This is a genomic window from Micromonospora sp. WMMD1128 (assembly GCF_027497235.1).
In the GTDB taxonomy this organism is placed as follows: domain Bacteria; phylum Actinomycetota; class Actinomycetes; order Mycobacteriales; family Micromonosporaceae; genus Micromonospora.
Genome location: NZ_CP114902.1, coordinates 1045001 through 1062500, shown reverse-complemented (window position 1 = coordinate 1062500; position 17500 = coordinate 1045001). Strand labels below are relative to the sequence as shown.

Annotated in this window: 12 protein-coding genes and 2 tRNA genes (1 of these 14 only partly in view); 4 read left to right on the top strand and 10 right to left on the bottom strand. The window is 72.5% G+C overall.

Annotated elements, in window-relative coordinates; all coding sequences use genetic code 11:
• Positions 1-598, bottom strand: the 5' portion of a protein-coding gene (locus O7602_RS05180) for a carbon-nitrogen hydrolase family protein (protein ID WP_281587076.1). The gene continues 200 nt to the left of window position 1, outside the view; the window shows 598 of its 798 coding nt (coding positions 1-598); the start codon lies at positions 596-598; its stop codon lies beyond the left edge, outside the window.
• A 39-nt stretch (positions 599-637) separates the two neighbouring features.
• Entirely contained in the window at positions 638-1471 is an 834-nt protein-coding gene (locus tag O7602_RS05175) for an EamA family transporter (protein ID WP_281587075.1), read from the bottom strand.
• A gap of 26 nt (positions 1472-1497) precedes the next feature.
• Between O7602_RS05175 and O7602_RS05170 the strand changes: the two genes are divergently transcribed.
• Positions 1498-2136, top strand: a complete 639-nt coding sequence (locus tag O7602_RS05170; protein WP_281587074.1) for an XRE family transcriptional regulator — start codon at positions 1498-1500, stop codon at positions 2134-2136.
• A 23-nt stretch (positions 2137-2159) separates the two neighbouring features.
• On the opposite strand, the gene clpX is transcribed toward O7602_RS05170, so the two are convergent.
• The 5 genes from clpX to O7602_RS05145 form a co-directional block, all read right to left on the bottom strand.
• Positions 2160-3452, bottom strand: a complete 1293-nt coding sequence (gene clpX / locus O7602_RS05165; protein WP_281587073.1) for an ATP-dependent Clp protease ATP-binding subunit ClpX — start codon at positions 3450-3452, stop codon at positions 2160-2162.
• A gap of 225 nt (positions 3453-3677) precedes the next feature.
• Positions 3678-4340 carry an ATP-dependent Clp protease proteolytic subunit gene (locus tag O7602_RS05160; RefSeq protein ID WP_281587072.1) on the bottom strand — a complete coding sequence of 221 codons (663 nt, stop codon included), beginning with the start codon at positions 4338-4340 and terminating at the stop codon, positions 3678-3680.
• 14 nt (positions 4341-4354) lie between these two features.
• Complete coding sequence (locus tag O7602_RS05155; RefSeq protein WP_089158260.1) at positions 4355-4996, bottom strand: ATP-dependent Clp protease proteolytic subunit; 642 nt, start codon at positions 4994-4996, stop codon at positions 4355-4357.
• Between the two features lie 174 nt (positions 4997-5170).
• The gene (tig, locus tag O7602_RS05150; RefSeq protein WP_281587071.1) at positions 5171-6517 is read right to left on the bottom strand and encodes a trigger factor; all 1347 of its coding nucleotides are present in this window, start codon (positions 6515-6517) and stop codon (positions 5171-5173) included.
• Positions 6518-6666: 149 nt separating this feature from the next.
• A tRNA-Pro gene (locus O7602_RS05145) sits at positions 6667-6740 on the bottom strand.
• A 159-nt stretch (positions 6741-6899) separates the two neighbouring features.
• Here O7602_RS05145 and O7602_RS05140 point away from each other — a divergent pair.
• A tRNA-Gly gene (locus tag O7602_RS05140) sits at positions 6900-6970 on the top strand.
• A 30-nt stretch (positions 6971-7000) separates the two neighbouring features.
• On the opposite strand, the gene O7602_RS05135 is transcribed toward O7602_RS05140, so the two are convergent.
• Positions 7001-11515 carry a serine protease gene (locus O7602_RS05135; protein ID WP_281587070.1) on the bottom strand — a complete coding sequence of 1505 codons (4515 nt, stop codon included), beginning with the start codon at positions 11513-11515 and terminating at the stop codon, positions 7001-7003.
• Between the two features lie 22 nt (positions 11516-11537).
• Positions 11538-11864 carry a trypco2 family protein gene (locus tag O7602_RS05130; RefSeq protein ID WP_281587069.1) on the bottom strand — a complete coding sequence of 109 codons (327 nt, stop codon included), beginning with the start codon at positions 11862-11864 and terminating at the stop codon, positions 11538-11540.
• A 281-nt stretch (positions 11865-12145) separates the two neighbouring features.
• On the opposite strand from O7602_RS05130, the gene O7602_RS05125 reads away from it, so the two are divergent.
• Positions 12146-15148: an Hsp70 family protein gene (locus O7602_RS05125; RefSeq protein WP_281587068.1), complete on the top strand. Its 3003-nt coding sequence runs from the start codon at positions 12146-12148 to the stop codon at positions 15146-15148.
• Positions 15149-15364: 216 nt separating this feature from the next.
• Here the strand turns inward: O7602_RS05125 and O7602_RS05120 are convergent, their stop codons facing one another.
• The gene (locus tag O7602_RS05120) at positions 15365-15895 is read right to left on the bottom strand and encodes a hypothetical protein (protein ID WP_281587067.1); all 531 of its coding nucleotides are present in this window, start codon (positions 15893-15895) and stop codon (positions 15365-15367) included.
• A 99-nt stretch (positions 15896-15994) separates the two neighbouring features.
• Between O7602_RS05120 and O7602_RS05115 the strand changes: the two genes are divergently transcribed.
• A complete protein-coding gene (locus tag O7602_RS05115) occupies positions 15995-17215 on the top strand; it encodes a GNAT family N-acetyltransferase (protein ID WP_281587066.1) in 1221 nt (406 codons plus the stop codon).
• Positions 17216-17500 lie beyond the last annotated feature (285 nt).

The following is a 17500-nucleotide window of genomic DNA, read 5'->3' as shown; positions in this document are numbered from 1 at the left end:
ACTGGTTCTCGATCGCCCGGGCCCGGAGCAGCACCTCCCAGTGGTCCCGCCCGGTGTGCATCATGAACGCGGCCGGCACGACCAGGAGCTCGGCGCCGCCGTCGACGGCGAGCTGCCGGTAGAGCTCGGGGAACCGCAGGTCGTAACAGATCGACAGACCGACCCGGAGACCCTCCACATCGACCACCACCGGCTTCTCCCCCGGCGCGACCGTGGCTGACTCCTGGTAGGAGACCCGGCCGGGGATCTCCACGTCGTACAGATGGATCTTCCGGTACGCGGCGGCGAGCGCGCCCTCACGGTCGAAGACCAGCGAGGTGTTCCAGGTGTGGGCCCGGTCCGGGCCGGCCTCGTGGAACGAGCCCGCGATCACCCAGAGGCCGAGCCGGCGGGCGGTCTCGGCGAAGAACCGCCCCACCTCGCCGTCGACCGGTTCGGCCGGTGGCATCCGGTCGGCACGGCCGAGGTAGTCGACGTACTCGGGCAGGAGGGCGAGGTCGGCGCCGGCCGCCGCGGCCCGGATCAGCAGGGCCTCGGCGGCGGCGAGGTTCGCCGCCCGGTCGTCACGGGTGTTGAGCTGGCAGACGGCGACGCGCATGAGATCGAGGGTACGGGCGCGGGCGGCCGGAGGACAGGCTCAGACGCTGGCCAGGACGAGCGCGGCGGCGGCGAAGCCGCGCCCGGCCAGCTGGACCGGCCGCAGCCGCTCCCGGTCGACGGCGAGCGCGAGCAGGACGGTGCTCGCCGGGTAGAGGGAGGCGATGGCCGCCACCACGCTGAGGTGGCCACGTCCGGCGGCGGCCAGGAAGAGCGCGTTCGCCGCGGAGTCGAGCAGTCCGGCGGCGGCGGCCCAGCCGAGCACCCGGCGGCCGAGGCGCAGGCGGGCGCCGGTGCGGGCGGCGAGCGCGAGGCCGAACGCGATGGAGCTGACACGCACCGCGAGCACCGGCCACATGCCGGCGCGCTCGTCGGCCTGGCCGAGCAGGGCGAAGAAGACGCCGAAGAGCAGACCCGCGGCGAGGGCGATGCCGACCACCCGGCCGGAGACGCGGCCGGCGCCGCCGCGCTCGCCCAGGCTGACGAGCGCGATCGCCACCACCGCGAGCCCGGCGCCACCGAGCGCGACCGCGCCCGGGGAAGCGGCGAAGACCAGCCCGGCGACGATCGGCACCACCGCGGCGGTGATCGCGGTGACCGGGGCCACGACCGACATGACGCCGGTGGCCAGCGCGCGGTAGAGCAGCATGACGCCGGCCGCGCCGGCCACCCCGGCGAGCAGGCCCCACGCCAGGTCGGCCTTGCCCGGGGAGCCGGGTACGACGAGCACCAGGACGATCAGCAGCGGCAGGCTGAGCAACTGGGACACCACGGTCACGGCGATCGGGTCGGCGTGCCGGGACGCCTTGCCGCCGGAGAAGTCGGCCGTGCCGAACGCGATCGCGGAGACCGCGGCGAGCACAATGGGAAGCATACCGCAGTCGTACCATAATAGTGACCGTGAAGGACAGTATGATGACCGACACCGGTGGGCGGGTGGGCGCGGTGACCGCCGCGGTCGCCCAGCAGGTACGCGAGTTGCGGGCCACCCGCGGCTGGTCCTTCGAGGAACTGGCCGGCCGCTCCGGAGTGAGCAAGGGCATGCTGGTGCAGATCGAGGGCGGACGGACCAATCCGAGCATCGGCACCCTCTGCCGCGTCGCCGACGCGTTCGGCGTCAGCATCGCCCGGCTGCTGGAACCGGCCGAGGAAGCCCCGGTGCGGATCACCCCGGCGGACGAGGCGCCGGTGCTGTGGCGCGGCGAGCACGGCGGCGCGGCGCGTCTGCTCAGCGGTCTCGGCGAACCCGACCTGGTCGAGCTCTGGGACTGGCGGATGCGCCCCGGGGAGGCGCTGCGCTCCGCCGACCACGCACACGGCACCCGGGAGGTCCTGCACGTGCTGAACGGCGCCGTCACGGTCACCGTCGACGGAGTCGACCATCAGGTCGGCGCCGGCGAGACGGTCGAGTTCCACGCCGACCGGGAACACGGTTACCGCACGGCCGGCGACGAGCCGGTGCGCCTGATGATGGTGGTGGTCACCCCGTCGGGCGAGTGGGACCGCCGAACCCGGTCACGCGGACCGCGCCCGAGCTGACCCGGGCGCGGTCGCGACGACGATCAGGCCGACTTCTCCTCGCGGTCCCGGCGGCGCCGGCCGGTGAACTCGCGCGGCACGATCGTCGGGTTGACGTTCTCCAGGACGGCCTCGCGGGTGATCAGCACCCGGGCGGCGTCGGGGTTGCTCGGCACCTCGTACATCACGGAGAGGAGCACCTCTTCCATGATGGCCCGCAGGCCGCGGGCGCCGGTGCCGCGGAGCATGGCCTGGTCGGCGATGGCTTCCAACGCCGGCTGCTCGAACTCCAGCTCGACGCCGTCGAGCTCGAACAGGCGCTGGTATTGCCGGACCAACGCGTTGCGCGGCTCGGTGAGGATCTGGACCAGGGCGCCGCGGTCGAGGCTGCGCACGTTGGTGATCACCGGGAGTCGGCCGATGAACTCGGGGATCAACCCGAACTTCAACATGTCTTCCGGCATGACCTGGCTGAAGATGTCGTCGGTGGACCGCTCCGACACCGACCGGAGCCGGGCGCCGAAGCCGGTGCCGCCGGAGCCGGTGCGGGCCTCGATGATCTGGTCGAGGCCGGCGAACGCGCCACCGCAGATGAACAGCACGTTCGTGGTGTCGATCTGGATGAACTCCTGGTGCGGGTGCTTCCGGCCGCCCTGCGGCGGCACATTGGCGACCGTGCCCTCAAGCATCTTGAGCAGCGCCTGCTGCACACCCTCGCCGGAGACGTCCCGGGTGATCGACGGGTTCTCCGACTTGCGGGCGATCTTGTCGACCTCGTCGATGTAGATGATGCCGGTCTCGGCGCGCTTGATGTCGTAGTCCGCGGCCTGGATGAGCTTGAGGAGGATGTTCTCCACGTCCTCGCCGACGTAGCCCGCCTCGGTGAGCGCGGTGGCGTCGGCGATCGCGAACGGGACGTTGAGCATCCGGGCCAGGGTCTGCGCCAGGTGGGTCTTGCCGCAGCCGGTGGGGCCGAGCAGCAGGATGTTGGACTTGGCCAGCTCCACGCCGTCGCTGCCGGAGCCGGGGGCGCCGGCCGCCTCGGCCTGGATCCGCTTGTAGTGGTTGTAGACCGCGACGGCGAGCGCCTTCTTGGCCTGCTCCTGACCGACGACGTAGTTGTCGAGGAACTGGCAGATCTCCATCGGCTTGGGAAGCTCTTCCCACTTCACCTCGCCGGACTCGGCCAGCTCCTCCTCGATGATCTCATTGCAGAGATCGATGCACTCGTCGCAGATGTAGACCCCGGGGCCCGCGATGAGCTTCTTGACCTGCTTCTGTGACTTGCCACAGAAGGAGCACTTCAGTAGGTCGCCGCCGTCACCGATCCGTGCCACCTACGTTCTCCCTGCACTCATCGGCCGAAGCGCCGGCCCTGACCTGCGAGCGCCTCGGCACTCGTCCGTCCTGTCGTGTCACCATGCTGCCGGATCCACCGATCCGACCCCGGAGCGGTACAGACCCGACGTTACCCGGTGGCCGGGTTTTCTCCGACCCCCAAAACGGGTGTGTCAGAGGCCGGCCGGGATCGATGCCCCGGCCGACCTCCGAACCACAAGTGCTCAGCCCGCGGCGTGAGTCGCCAGCAGGCCCTTCTTACGGCTGGTCAGGATGGTGTCGACCAGCCCGTAGTCCTTCGACTCCTCGGCCGTCATGATCTTGTCACGGTCGATGTCCTTACGGACCTGCTCGATCGGCCGGTTGCAGTGTCGGGACAGCATGTCCTCCAACTGGGTCCGCATCCGCAGGATCTCCCGGGCCTGGATCTCGATGTCCGAGCCCTGGCCGTAGCCGCCCTCGGTGGCCGGCTGGTGGATGATGATCCGGGAGTTGGGCAGCGCCATCCGCTTGCCCGGGGTGCCGGCGGCGAGGAGCACCGCCGCCGCGCTGGCCGCCTGCCCGAGGCAGACGGTCTGGATGTCCGGCCGGACGTACTGCATCGTGTCGTAGATCGCCGTCATGGCGGTGAAGGAGCCGCCCGGCGAGTTGATGTACATGATGATGTCGCGGTCCGGGTCGGTGCCCTCAAGCGTCAGCAGCTGGGCCATCACGTCGTTCGCCGACGCGTCGTCCACCTGGACCCCGAGGAAGATGATCCGGTCCTCGAAGAGCTTGTTGTAGGGATTCGACTCCTTCATCCCGTACGACGTGCGCTCGACGAACGACGGCAGGACGTAACGGTTGTGCACGGCCGCGAACTGGGGCGGCAGGCTCAGGTCGGTCATCGTCAGCTCCTCGATCAGCTCAGGGTCCCGGCGCCATCCGGAACCTGCGCGGCCCCGATGATCACCTTGTCGATGAAGCCGTAGTCCATGGCCTCCTGGGCGGTGAACCAGCGGTCACGGTCCGAGTCCGCCTCGATCTGGGCCTGGCTCTGGCCGGTGTGGTGCGCGACCCGCTCCTGGAACATCCGCTTGGTGTAGAGCATCTGCTCGGCCTGGATCGCGATGTCCGACGCGGTGCCGCCGAGGCCGCCCGAGGGCTGGTGCATCATGATCCGCGCGTGCGGCAGGGCGTAACGCTTGCCCTTGGTGCCCGCGCACAGCAGCAGCTGGCCCATGGAGGCGGCCATGCCCATCGCCACGGTGGACACGTCGTTGTCGATGTATTGCATGGTGTCGTAGATCGCCATGCCGGAGTAGACCGAGCCGCCCGGCGAGTTGATCCAGAGGAAGATGTCGCGGTCCGGGTCCTCCGCGGCGAGCAGCAGGAGCTGCGCGCAGATGCGGTTGGCCACCTGGTCGTTCACCTCGCTGCCGAGGAAGATGATCCGTTCCTTGAGCAACCGGTTGTAGACCGAGTCGTCGAGGTTGCCAATGGAGTCGCCACCGCGGGCCTCGATCGCCCGGAGCGACTTCTTGGGGATGTGCATGTCGGTCATGGCAGCCCTTCGCTCTCCGTACCGTCCTGTCCGACACTAACCGCTCGGCCTCCGGGCGCACTCCCGGTCGGGGCACTGTTCGCTCTCAGCGCAGTCACCCGTTCGGCGTACCCCGGAAAGGGTTTCGGCCGCCGCCCGGCGCGCAGCGCGGGACGGCGGCCGTCACCGGAACGATCAGTGCTGGTGGTCGTGCTCGGCCTCGTTCTGGGCCCGCAGGGCGTCGAGGGAGACCTCGTTGCCCGCGGAGTCCTTGATCTTGATCTTCTCCATCACCGCGGCCAGCGCCTTGCCCCGGCGGACGTCACCGAAGACGGCCGCCGCGGCGCCGGAGCGGGCGAGCTGGTCGTAGTACTGCTGCGGGGCCATCCCGGCGCGCTGCGCCCGGTGCACGATCTCGTGCCCGAACTCGTCGTCGGAGACCTGCACGTCCTCCGCGTCGGCAAGCGTGTCCAGCAGGAGCTGGATCTTGACGCCGTCGGTCGCGGCCTCGGTCAGCTCGGTGTCGATCTGCTCCTCGGTCTTCTCCTCCGCGGCGAGGTATTCCTCCAGCGAGGCGCCGATGCGCTCGAGCTGGTCGACCATCGCGGCCTTGCGGCTCTCGACCTCGTCCTTGACGACGCCCTCCGGCGCCGGCACGTCGGCGGCGGCCACCAGCTGCTCCAGGGCCTTGTCGCGGGCGGCGTAGATCTGCTCGACCTGCTTGCCCCGGGTGACCCGCTCCCGCAGGTCGGCGCGGAGCTCCTCGATCGTGTCGAACTCGCTCGCCATCTGCGCGAAGTCGTCGTCCAGCTCGGGCAGCTCCTTCTCCTTGACCGTGCGGACGGTCACCGCCACCTCGGCGTCCCGGCCGGCGTAGTCGCCGCCCACGAGCTGCGTGGTGAAGGTGGTGCTGTCGCCGGCGGCCAGGCCGACGAGCGCCTCGTCCAGGCCCGGCAGGAGCTGCTTGCTGCCCACCTCGTGGGAGATGTTGCTCGCCGAACCGCCGGGCACGTCCTCGCCGTCGACCGTGGCGTTCAGGTCGATCTGGACGAAGTCACCCTCCTGGGCGGCCCGCTCGACGGTCTTCAGCGTGGCGAACCGCTCACGCAGGCTGCTGACCTGCTCGTCGATCTCGCTGTCGGCGATCTCAAGCTCGTCGACGGTCACCTCGATGGTGGCCGGGTCCGGCAGGGTGATCTCCGGGCGGACGTCGACCTCGGCGGTGAAGTTGAGCGAGTCGCCGTCGTTGAACTCGGTGATGTCGACCTCGGGACGGCCGAGCGTCTTGAGGTCGTGCTCCCGGACCGCGGCGAGGATGTTCTGCGGGATGGCCTCCTGGATCGCCTCGTTGAGGACGGTCCCCCGGCCCACCCGCTGGTCGATCACCGCGCTGGGAACCTTGCCCCGGCGGAAGCCGGGAACCTGGACCTGCTGGCCGATCTCCCGGTACGCCTTCTTGAGGCTCGGCTCGAGCTCGACGAACGGCACCTCGATGGCGAGCCGCACGCGCGTCGGGCTCAGAGTCTCGACGGTGCTCTTCACAGGCGTACTCCTTGACGGATCTGGGTGTTGAAGTCTGGGGCGGGATTGCGCGCATCGAGTGTAGGCGAGTCGGGCTGCGGCGTCGGCAGCGCCCGGGCAGCACACGGAGAAACCGGTGGTTCCCGGGACGATCCGGTCGCGAACGACAGTCGGGGTGGCGGGATTTGAACCCACGGCCCCTCGCTCCCAAAGCGAGTGCGCTACCAAGCTGCGCCACACCCCGTGGCGACGAAGAGTGTATGCCGTCCGGGCCCCCGCGTGGGTGACCGGGGCGCACCGTGGGATCCGCGCCGTGGGCGGCGGCGCCGGCCGGGTGGGCGCTGCGCGCCGGGGCCGGAGATTGGGTACGCTGTCGCATGCGCCCCGCCGCGGTGGGGGGCTCGCGGGCGTAGCTCAATGGTAGAGCTTCAGTCTTCCAAACTGACTACGCGGGTTCGATTCCCGTCGCCCGCTCCGCGATCTCGCGTGCCGATGGCCGCCCGCTCAGGTGGTCATCCGATCCAGCTGGGCGCGCAGCGTGCCGGCGGCCGGGGCGGCGGCGTGGTCGGCGAGCCACGCCCGGGCATGTCCGACGGCCGAGGCGGCCTGATCATCCGACAGCTCACGCTGCAGCAACGCCTGCAACACGAAGCGCGCCCCGGACGTGCCGGCATGCGCGGCCAGCCACGCCAACGCGTACCGGACCACCGAAGCCGCCTGCTCGTCCGACAGCTCACGCCGCAGCAGCGGCTGCAAGACAAAACCGGCACCGGACGTGGTGGCGTGAACGGCGAGCCACGCCGACGCGTGCCGAACGACCGGAACGGCCTGCTCGTCCGGCGACTCCCGTTGCAGCAACGGCTGCAACACGAACCGCGCCCCGGGCGTGACCGCGTGCACGGCCAGCCACGCCGACGCGTACCGGACCACCGAAGCCGCCTGCTCGTCCGACAGCTCCCGTTGCAGCAACGGCTGCAACACGAACCGCGCCCCGGGCGTGACCGCGTGCACGGCCAGCCACGCCGACGCGTACCGGACCACCGAGGCGGCCTGCTCGCCGCGGGACGGTCGTTGCAGCAGGGGGCGCAGCACGAACCGCGCGCCGATGTCGGTGGCGTGCCCCGCGAGCCACGCCAGGGCGTGCCGGACGACCGTGCCGGCCTGCTCACCGGGCAGCCGGTGTCGTAGCAGCGGTTGCAACACGAAGCTGGCGTTGAACGTGGCGGCGTACGCGGTGAGCCACACCAGGGCGTGCCGGACCACGGTGGCGGCCTGCTCACCGGGCAACTCACGTTGCAGCAACGGTCGCAGGACGAAGCCGGCGTTGAGAATGCCGGCGTGCGCGGTGAGCCACGCCAACGCGTACCCGACGACCGTGGTGACCTGATCGTCGGACAGCTCACGTTGCAACAACGGTTGCAGCACGTAGCCGGCGTCGACGGTGTCGGCGTACCCGGTGAGCCAGGCCAGGGCGTGCCGGACCACGGTGGCGGCCTGCTCTGCGGGCAGTTCGCGATCCAGCAACGGGCGCAGGACGAACTGCGCGTCAAGGGTGGCCGCGTACTCGGTGAGCCACGCCAGGGCGTGCCGGACAACGGCGCTGACCTGCCCGTCGGACAGGGGACAGTGCAGCAGCGGTTGCAACACGAAGCCGGCGTTGCGGGTGGCGGCATGCTCGGCGAGCCACGCCAGGGCATGCCGGACGACCGTGGCGGCCTGCCCGTCCGGCAGCTCACGTTGCAGCAACGGACGCAACACGAAACCGGCGTCGAGAACGACCGAGTGATCATCGAGCCACGCCAGGGCATGCCGGACGACCGTGGCGGCCTGCCCGTCCGGCAGCTCACGTTGCAGCAACGGACGCAACACGAAACCGGCGTCGACAATGTCCGCGTAATCGGTGAGCCACGCCAGGCCGTGCCGGACGATGCTGGTGGCCTGCCCGTCTGGCAACTCGCGTTGGAGCAGGGGCCGCAACACGAACTGCCCGTCGAGGGTGGCGGCGTGGACGTCGAGCCACACCAGGGCGTGCCGGACGGCTGGTCCGGCCTGCTCGTCGGGAAGCTCGCGTTGGAGCAGGGGCCGCAACACGAACTGCCCCTCAAGGGTGGCGGCGTGGACGTCGAGCCACACCAACGCCTGCCGGACCACGCTGGTGGCCGGCCCGCCGGACAGCTCACGTTGCAGCAACGGACGCAACACGAAACCGGCGTCGGCGATGTCGGCGTAGTCGGTGAGCCACGCCAGAGCATGCCGGACGACCTTGGTGGCCTGCTCGTCGGACAACTCGCGCTCCAGCAGCGAACGCAGCACGTACTGCGCGTCGAGAGTCATCGCGTGGTCATCGAGCCAGGCCACGGCGTTCCGGACGACGCCGCTGGTCTGCTCGCCGGACAAGTCACGATCCAGCAGCGAGCGCAGCACGAACCGCGCGCTGAAGGTGGCCGCGTGATCATCGAGCCACGCCAGGGCGTGCCGGACGGCGACGCACGCCTGCCCGCCGGACAACTCACGACCCAGCAGCGGGCACAGCACGAAGCCGGCGTCGAGAGCGGCCAGGTGATCATCGAGCCACGCCAGGGCGTGCCGGACGGCGACGTCCGCCTGCCCGCCGGACAACTCACGGCTCAGCAGCGACTGGAGCACGAACCGCGCGTTGAAGGTGGCGGCGTGGTCGTCGAGCCACGCCAGGGCGTGCCGGACGACTTTGGCGGCCTGCTCGTCGGACAACTCGCGGTCCAGCAGCGGCTGGAGCACGAACTGCGCATTGAGCGTGGTGGCGTGGTCGTCGAGCCACGCCAGGGCCCGCCGTACGACCACTGCGGCCTGCTCGTCGGAGAGCTCCCGCTGCAACAGGGGACGCAGGACGAAGGTGGCTTCCGCCCGATGGTGGACCGCGAGCCACTCGATCGACTCGCGCACCAACCGATCGTCGGAGACCGAGGCCCGCAGGCCCTTGTAGAGCAGGTGGCGGGCGGAGAACGTGCGGGCGTGCACCGCCAGCCACGGCGCTACGACGGTGTCCCACCTGCCGAACGCGACGGGCGACCACGAGGGGTTGTCCATCACCGCGCCGAGCGCGTACGCCCCCTCGTCCTGCTGCTCGGCGAGCAGACCACCCACCTCCCGCTCGTGACCCTCCAGCCAGTGTCGGCAGTGTTCCTGCAACGGGCCGGACCGCTGCTCCAGGGTGAGGTCGCGCATCAGGCGGCCCAGGTTCGTGGCGTACCTCCCGATCGTCCGACCTCGGGTCAGCGAGGCGGCCAGGATCCGGTCGGCGACCGCGGAGCGCACCGTCCCGCTGCCGGGCCGATGGAAGGTGCTCTCCGTCAGCTGGTCCGTGACGATGTCGTGCACGGTCGTGTACTCGCCGAAGCTGGGCACCAGCCAGCCCATCGTGAGCAGGATCCCGAGCAGGTGTTCCGCCCGCTCGGTGTCGCCGCCCGCGACGCGGCCCCCGCAGGCGATCAGGCTCGTCCGCTCCTGCGGGGCGGCGACCGCCATGGCGACACACGTCTGGAGTTCCACGCTCGGCTCGGGGTCGCTGATCAGGCTCACCGCCTGCGGGAGCAGGCCGTCCTCGCGCAGGCGCCGGTTCAGCCAGTCGACGAGTTCCCCGGGACGGACGCTCGGGAGCGCGCGGTTGAGCGTCCCCGCCTTCGCGCGCGTCTCCGCCTCAAGGGCGACGAGCATGGCGATGATCGGCCGGCTGCCGCAGAGCTCCAGCAGGCGTTCCTCGCCCAGCATGCCCAGCGCGGTCGGGGACAGCGAGGTCACCACCTGCTGGCGGATCCTGGCCGCCTGCTGGTCGTCCGGAGCCAGGCGGACGAGGTCGAACAGCGGAGTGAGCTCGGCTGCCGTCTGAAGTTGCCAACCGGGCCGCGCGGACGCCAGCAACGCCACGCGGGTGCCGTGGCGCCTGGCCTCCGGCAGCACCTGCTGACGGAGGCCGGGCAGGTCGAGGCCCCGGCACTCGTTGAGGTAGTCGAGGATCACCAGAGTCCGTTCGCTGCCCACGGACTGCAGCGCTTCCGCCACATCCGCGTTGGTGACCAGCGGCTCACCGGACTTCACGTGCAGGACGGTCCACCCGTCCTTCTCCGCCCGCATGCCGACCTCGAAGCAGGTGCGCGTCTTCCCGGCCCCGGCGGCGCCGACCAGGAGCACGCCCGACCGTCCGGCCGACTCGTTCAGCCGCTCGAGCAGGCGGTCGGGATGCGTGGGCGCCGTGGCGTCCATCGGCGGCACGAAGGGCAGACACTCCTCCTGCAGGTTGCGCAACAGCCCGTCCAGGCCGGCCACCTCGTCCGCGTGCGGAACGATGCCCGGCGGTAGTTGCGGCTCGTCGGCCTGGCCCTTCGCGGTGAGGCGGACGACGTCGTCCGGGGCGACCCCGACCCAGTTGCCGAACACCCCGTCCCTCATCAGCGAGCTGACCCGCACCGCCTCCAGGCGTCCCGGCCCGAAGCTGTTCGGGTCGGCGACCACCACCCCGAGCACGACGCGGCCGTCGCCGCTGAGCAGGGCGGCACCGGACTGGCCCGCCCAGCCCGAGCGCGGTCCACCTGACGTGGCCACCCGCTCGTGCGGCGGAGTGAGAACGCTGTTGAGCGCATAGCGGTCCCGCTCGACGCCGGTCCCGGGCGCCACCAGCCACGCGTGTTCCTCGACCCCGCTCCGTCCGTCGGCGTCCACGCTCGCCAACGGGTAGCCGACCGTGAGGCATTCGACGGGCTGCGGGCCGGCGAGTTCGCCGTACCGGATGTCGGGGGTGGACTCGGGCCAGCCGGACTGCGGCACCTGGACCAGCGCGGCGTCCAGGTGCAGGTGGTCCGCCCGCCACACCACGGCGCCGTCGCGTTCGGCGTCCCCGTGCACGCGGACGCGGCAGGTCGCGCCCAGCGGGCCGACCACGTGGCCGGCGGTGAGGATCAGGTTGCGGCCGACCACATGTCCGGAGCCACGCCGCGCCCCTTGCACCAGGGCCAGGCGAGCGATGTGCGAGGCGACCGACTGCATCCCCGATGTCCCCCCGGTCGGCTCAGCTGTCGTCGCCGATGAGGGTCTCCCCCGATGCCGGTAGCAGGGTGTCCCTCGGCTTGAGGGTGAGGGTCATCCGATGGGTGGCCGTGTTCGTGTGCTTGCGCCCACCGCCGGCCGACAGCACACGCCACAGCGTCAGCTTGCCGGAAGCGTCGCGGGCGGCGTCGACCACCAACTCCAGCTCAAGCTCGATCGAGTCGACGGCGAACCGGATCTGGGAGTCGGCGCCGTCGGCCAGGGCCTCCGTGAGCTCGGCGCGGAGCAGCCCGATCGCGGTCGACAGGGAAACGCCGTACTCATCCATCAGGACGGTGCCGTCGTCCACGAACTACCTCCGTGTCTGGGTGGCCCACGTATAGACGGAAAGGGTATCGGCCCGGCCCAGTCCCGGAACGCCGCCGAGGACGCGCATAACGGGGCAAACAGCCATAGCTGGGTCGGTCGGTGCGGTGCCCGGGTCGGCAACACGACAGCCGTGACCACCGGCTTCGACTCCGACGACCCGATCTCCGATCTCCCGCCCGGGGCGCGGGCCGGGGAGCGCGGCGGCGCGGGCTGCGTACGATGCGGGACCGGACAAGCCCACGTCGGTGGAGGTAGCGAAGGATGTCAGGCCAGCGGGACGGTTTCGCCCTGGGCGTGGACCTCGGCACCTCGAACACCGTGGCGGTGCTGCGCCGGCCGGACGGGACCACCCGGCCGGTGCTCGTGGACGGGCAGCCGATCCTGCCGTCCGGGGTGTACGCCGACACCGACGGCCACCTGCACGTCGGGCGGGACGCCCAGCGGCTGGCCCAGGCCGACCCGGTCGGTTACGAGCCGAACCCGAAGCGCCGGATCGACGAGCCGACGGTCGAGCTGGCCGGGCGGGCGTACCGGCCGGCGGAGCTGCTGGCCGCGGCGCTGCGGGCGGTCGCGGACGCGGCGGTGGCGTCGGTCGGCCTGCTGCCCCCGGCGGTGGTGACCCACCCGGCGGCCTGGGACCCGCCCCGGCGCCAGGTCCTGCACGACGCGCTGGAACTCGCCGGCTGGCCGGCGGCGGCCGAACACACGCTCGCCGGTCCGATCACGCCCGGCACCCGCCTGCTGCGCGAGCCGGTGGCGGCGGCCCGCTACTACACCCAGGTGCTGCGCCGGCCGGTGCCGGTGGGCGGCGCGGTGGCGGTGTTCGACTTCGGCGGCGGCACGCTCGACATCGCCGTGCTGCGCAACGAGGGCGCCGACCCGTGGGGCGACTCCGGCTTCCACCTCGTCGCCACCGGCGGGCTCGCCGACCTCGGCGGCCTCGACCTGGACGCGGCCCTGCTCGGACGGCTCGGTGAGCTGGTGCGGCCGGCCCACCCCCGGCAGTGGGCCCGGTTGGCCGAGCCGGCGGCCACCGCCGACCGGCGGGACCGGCAGCAGCTCTGGGACAACGTGCGCGGCGCGAAGGAGATGCTCTCCCGGGCCACGGTCGCGCCGGTGGCCGTACCGGGGGTCGAGGCGGCGTTCCCGCTGACCCGGACGGACTTCGAGCGCCTCGCCGCGCCGCTGCTCGCGCGCGCCGTCGCCGAGACCCGGAACGTGACCGCCGCCGCCGGTCTGCGCCCGGAACAGCTCTCCGGCCTCTTCCTGGTCGGCGGGTCGACCCGGGTGCCGCTCGTGGCCCGGTTGCTCCACGCCGAGCTGGGCATCGCGCCGACCGTGCTGGAACAGCCGGAACTGCCGGTCGCCGAGGGGGCGCTCACCGACCTGCCGCTGCCCCGCCGGGCCGGTCGGCCCGCCGCGCCGGCGCAACCCGTGCGCCCGCCGGCGGAACCCGAAGGACCACCGGCGCACGCCGCCGCGGCCGACACGGTGGCCGACCCCGCCGGAGGGGGGACGACAGTGGCCCACGCGACGCCCGGCCCGACCCGGGAGGACCGGGCCGCGGCGTTCGGCCCGCACGGCACGGCCGCCGACGCGGCGACCACCGCGCCCGGCGGCCCGCACGGCACGCTCGTCGCCGACCCGGCCCGTCCCACCCCGCCCGGGTACGCCCCGACCTCCGCACCACCCGGCCCCACCCCGCCCGGGTACGCCCCGACCTCCGCACCACCCGCACCCATCCCAGCCGCATACGCGCGAGGGCACGCGTACCCTGCTGCCCCGCCGCCCGGTTCCGACGCGTCGGCGTACGCCGCGCCCGGCGTACCCCCGGGTTGGCCCTCCTCGCCGGCCGGTCCCGGCGGGCCCGGATCGCCGGCTGGCGCGCCGCCGGCCGGCGGTGGCCGACCGGGACGCAGCCGGCGCGGTCGCTGGATCGCGCTGGGCGCCGGCCTGACCGTGGTCGGCCTGGTCGCCGCGACGCTGCTCTGGGTGTTCCGGGACCGGCACCCGGCGCTCGACTTCCACTCGCCGGAGCTGGTCGGGAGCATCGCCGCGGGTGACGAGCGGCCGGACGGGATGTTCACCGCGATGCTTGCCGACCGCGCCTACCTGGCCTGGTCGCTGCCGGACGACCGGCTGAACGTGGTCGCCGTGGACCCGGCCACCGGTCGGAAGATCTGGGAGAAGCCGACCCCGGCGAGCGCCGACCGGTGGGCCGGGATCCGGGCGCTGCCCGACGGGGTCGCCGTCGTCGCCGACGCCTCCGGTTCCAGCACGCCCCGGCCCCTGCTGGTGCTCGACGGCGGCAGCGGTGCGCAGCGGTGGGCCGTCGACATCCACGGCGACGACGAAATCCTGCCCGGGGCCGACACGCTGGTCTGGGTGGACCGCGCCGGCAACCGGCTGGTCGGGCTGCGGCTGGACGACGGCCGGCCGCGGTGGACGCGGGACAACCCACGCAGCGAGTACGGCGACACGCGCACCGTGGTGGTGCCGGTCGGCACCGGCGCGGCGCTCGACGGCGCGGCATACGCGGACGGCTCGCCGCGCGCGCCCTGGTCCGGCAACGCGGACCGGCTGGTGCAGGTCGGCGCGGACCGCTCGGTGCGGGTGCTCGCCATGACGGACGGGAAGATCCTGCGCAGCCGGGGCAACGTGGCCGACCTCGACGACCCGGTGGCCGCCCGCGACGACCGGTTGTACGTGGCGGAGAGCGGCCGGAGCCTGCGGCTCGTGTCCTACGATCTCGGCGCGCTCGGCGTGCCCGACGTGCTGTACGAGGCGACCGAGGCCGGCAGCCGGGCGCAGGCGCTTGTCAGCTGCGGCGAGCACCGTGCCTGCCTGCTGGAGGTGCCGAGCGCCGGCGCGGACGACGCCCGGGTGGTGGTGGCCACCGAGGGCGAGGACAGTCGGCACTGGCCGGCGCCACGGACGCGGCGGCTGGTCCCGCTCGGCGACCACCTGCTCGCCGAACGGGACACCCCACGGGACGCGGTGACGCTGTTCACGCCGGACGGCACGGTCAGGTTGCGCGACCGCGACGGCGTGGCGGTCCGGCTGGACGCCGGCAACCTGCTGCTGTTCGACAAGGAGCCGAGCGGCTACGAGGACGACCGCGTCCTGGCCGGGCTCGCGGTGGACGGCAAGCCGTACGAGATGGGGAAGGTGACGCAGATCCGCAGCGAGTCCTGCTCGTGGAACACCGAGATGCTGGTGTGCGGCGCGGAGAAGGAGTTCCGGCTGTACCGGTTCGCCGGGTGACCGACCCGGCGGTGACCGAATGTGAGCTTGAGCGGGAGTGGGCGACGCCGCCCGTGAGTTCGCGGAGCGCCGCTCACCCCGATGGGCGACGGATGAACCGGGCCGGGCCGGGTAATGCCAGCGCCGTCCTGGTGGAGTGACGGCCGGCGTCGCGGCGTACCGCGACCGGGCGCGCGGGCGGGCGGCACCACGCCGACCCGCCCGCCGCCACGCGGCTCAGTTGCCGGTGACCCAGTTCCAGGCCGAGACCACCCACTCGGTCTGCTGAAGATAGGCCACGCCGACGCCGGCCAGGAACAACGCGGTGATCATGTGCGCGCCGCGGGCGCTGCGGCGCACCCGGCCGAGTTGCCGTTCCAGGATCAGCCGGCCGAGCAGCCGCACCAGCGCGAACACCCCGACCGCGGTGAGCAGGCTCAGCACGAACGTGAGCAGCGGCGCGATCAGATTCCCCCGGCCGGAGATCGCCCAGATGCCCCAGCAGACGAACGCGAACAGAGCGCCGGCGGCACTCCACTCCCCGCCCCGACGGGCCTGCGCGAGGTGCCAGCTCATCGACCGGCGCGGCGCCGACTCACCGGCCCAGTCGCCGTGCTCCACCGTGGGGAAGGGCTCGGTTCGGGGCGTACGCGGCTGACCGACCGCCGCCACCCCGCGCTGGAACGCGTCCCGCTGCCCGGGTGCCACGTCCGGCTGGGGCGGCACCTCCACGGTGCGTTCCGCCCACGGTTGTGTCTGGTCCGCCATCTTCCGTCCTCCCCCTCGACCGACGTCGGCCTCGGTTCCGAGGGTAGCCACCCCGCAAATAGGGTGCCGACCCCCACGGTGGTGGGGTAGACACGTGCGATGACCGACGCGGTGGTGCCCCGGGCCGAGGACTTCGACGAGATCGCCGCGCTGCTGGCCCTGGCCTTCCACGGCGAGATCGACCCGGAGGTGCAGGAGGTCGAACGCCCGATCTTCGAGCCGGAACGCTCGCTGCTGGTCCGCGACGGCGGGGCCCCGGTCGCGCACGCCGCCGCGTTCGGCCGCGACCTGACCGTGCCCGGGTCGACCGTGCCGGCCGCGCACGTCTCAATGGTCGCGGTCGCGCCCACGCACCGCCGGCGCGGCCTGCTCACCGGGCTGATGCGGCGGCAGCTACGCGACATCCGCGACGCCGGCCGCGAGCCGGTCGCGGTGCTCTGGGCCAGCGAGGGCCGCATCTACCCCCGCTTCGGCTACGGCTCGGCGGCGCAGCGACTGATGCTGACCGCCGACACCACCGGGCTGCGGCTGCCCGCCCCGACGCCCGCCGAGGGCACGCTTCGCCTGGATCGACCGGCCACGCACCGGCACGAGCTGGCCCGGCTGTACGAGCGGGCACGCGCCGACCGTCCCGGCTGGTCCCGCCGGGACGAACGCTGGTGGGCGTACGTCCTGGCGGACGTGAAGAGCCGGCGGGACGGTGCCACCGAACGCCGGGTGCTGTTGCACGACGGCCCGGACGGGCTCGACGGGTACGCGCTCTACCGGACGAAGGAAGGGTGGAGCGGCGACGTCCCCCGGGGCGAGGTGCGGGTCGACGAGGTGGTGGCGGTCACCCCGGAGGCGTCCCTGGCGCTGTGGCGGCTGCTGCTCTCGGTCGACCTGACCCGGCGGTTGTCCTTCCCGACCGCCGCCGTGGACGAGCCGCTGCTGCGCCTGGTGGACGAGCCCCGGCAGCTCGCCCCGCAACTCGCCGACGCGCTCTGGGTGCGGGTGGTGGACGTGCCGGCCGCGCTCGCCGCCCGCCGCTACGCCGCCGACGTCGACGTGGTGATCGAGGTCACCGACGAACTGCTGCCGGAGAACAGCGGGCGGTGGCGGCTGGTCGGCGGCCCGGCCGGCGCGGAATGCACGGCCACCACCGCGCCGGCCGGGCTGGCCTGCGACGTCCGTGCGCTCGGTGAGCTATATCTGGGCGGCGTCACCCCGGCCGCGCTGGCCGCCGCCGGCCGGGTCCGCGAGCTGCACCCGGACACGCTCACCGCCCTGACCGCGGCCTTCCCCTGGCACCGCGCCCCCGCCCCCATGGAGGTCTTCTGAGTGGCTGCGGGCCTGCTCGTCGGGCTTATACGTGGGCGCGGCCGGCACGTCATGGGTGTCTGAACGGCCTGGGGCCACCCATGGCGTTCCACCCACTGCACCCGTCCCATATGGTGGACAATCCATCTCCCATATCAGGAGCCGGAGAGATCTTGGAAGCTAAGCGCCCCTCCAGGGGCCGTTTCCCTCCAAGATCTCGGCCTGCACGCGGCGATCTAGGAGTTGTGGCACCTCGTCTGGATTATCCCAGCCCACCTCATGATCGACCGGCGAGAGCCGGCGCGG

What these genes read in the sequence shown, in the direction of transcription:
- O7602_RS05175 (WP_281587075.1), bottom strand. Translation starts at nt 1,471, where the DNA reads ATGCTTCCCATTGTGCTCGCCGCGGTCTCCGCGATCGCGTTCGGCACG.
- O7602_RS05160 (WP_281587072.1), bottom strand. Translation starts at nt 4,340, where the DNA reads ATGACCGACCTGAGCCTGCCGCCCCAGTTCGCGGCCGTGCACAACCGT.
- O7602_RS05155 (WP_089158260.1), bottom strand. Translation starts at nt 4,996, where the DNA reads ATGACCGACATGCACATCCCCAAGAAGTCGCTCCGGGCGATCGAGGCC.
- O7602_RS05135 (WP_281587070.1), bottom strand. Translation starts at nt 11,515, where the DNA reads ATGCAGTCGGTCGCCTCGCACATCGCTCGCCTGGCCCTGGTGCAAGGG.
- O7602_RS05125 (WP_281587068.1), top strand. Translation starts at nt 12,146, where the DNA reads ATGTCAGGCCAGCGGGACGGTTTCGCCCTGGGCGTGGACCTCGGCACC.
- O7602_RS05120 (WP_281587067.1), bottom strand. Translation starts at nt 15,895, where the DNA reads ATGGCGGACCAGACACAACCGTGGGCGGAACGCACCGTGGAGGTGCCG.
- O7602_RS05115 (WP_281587066.1), top strand. Translation starts at nt 15,995, where the DNA reads ATGACCGACGCGGTGGTGCCCCGGGCCGAGGACTTCGACGAGATCGCC.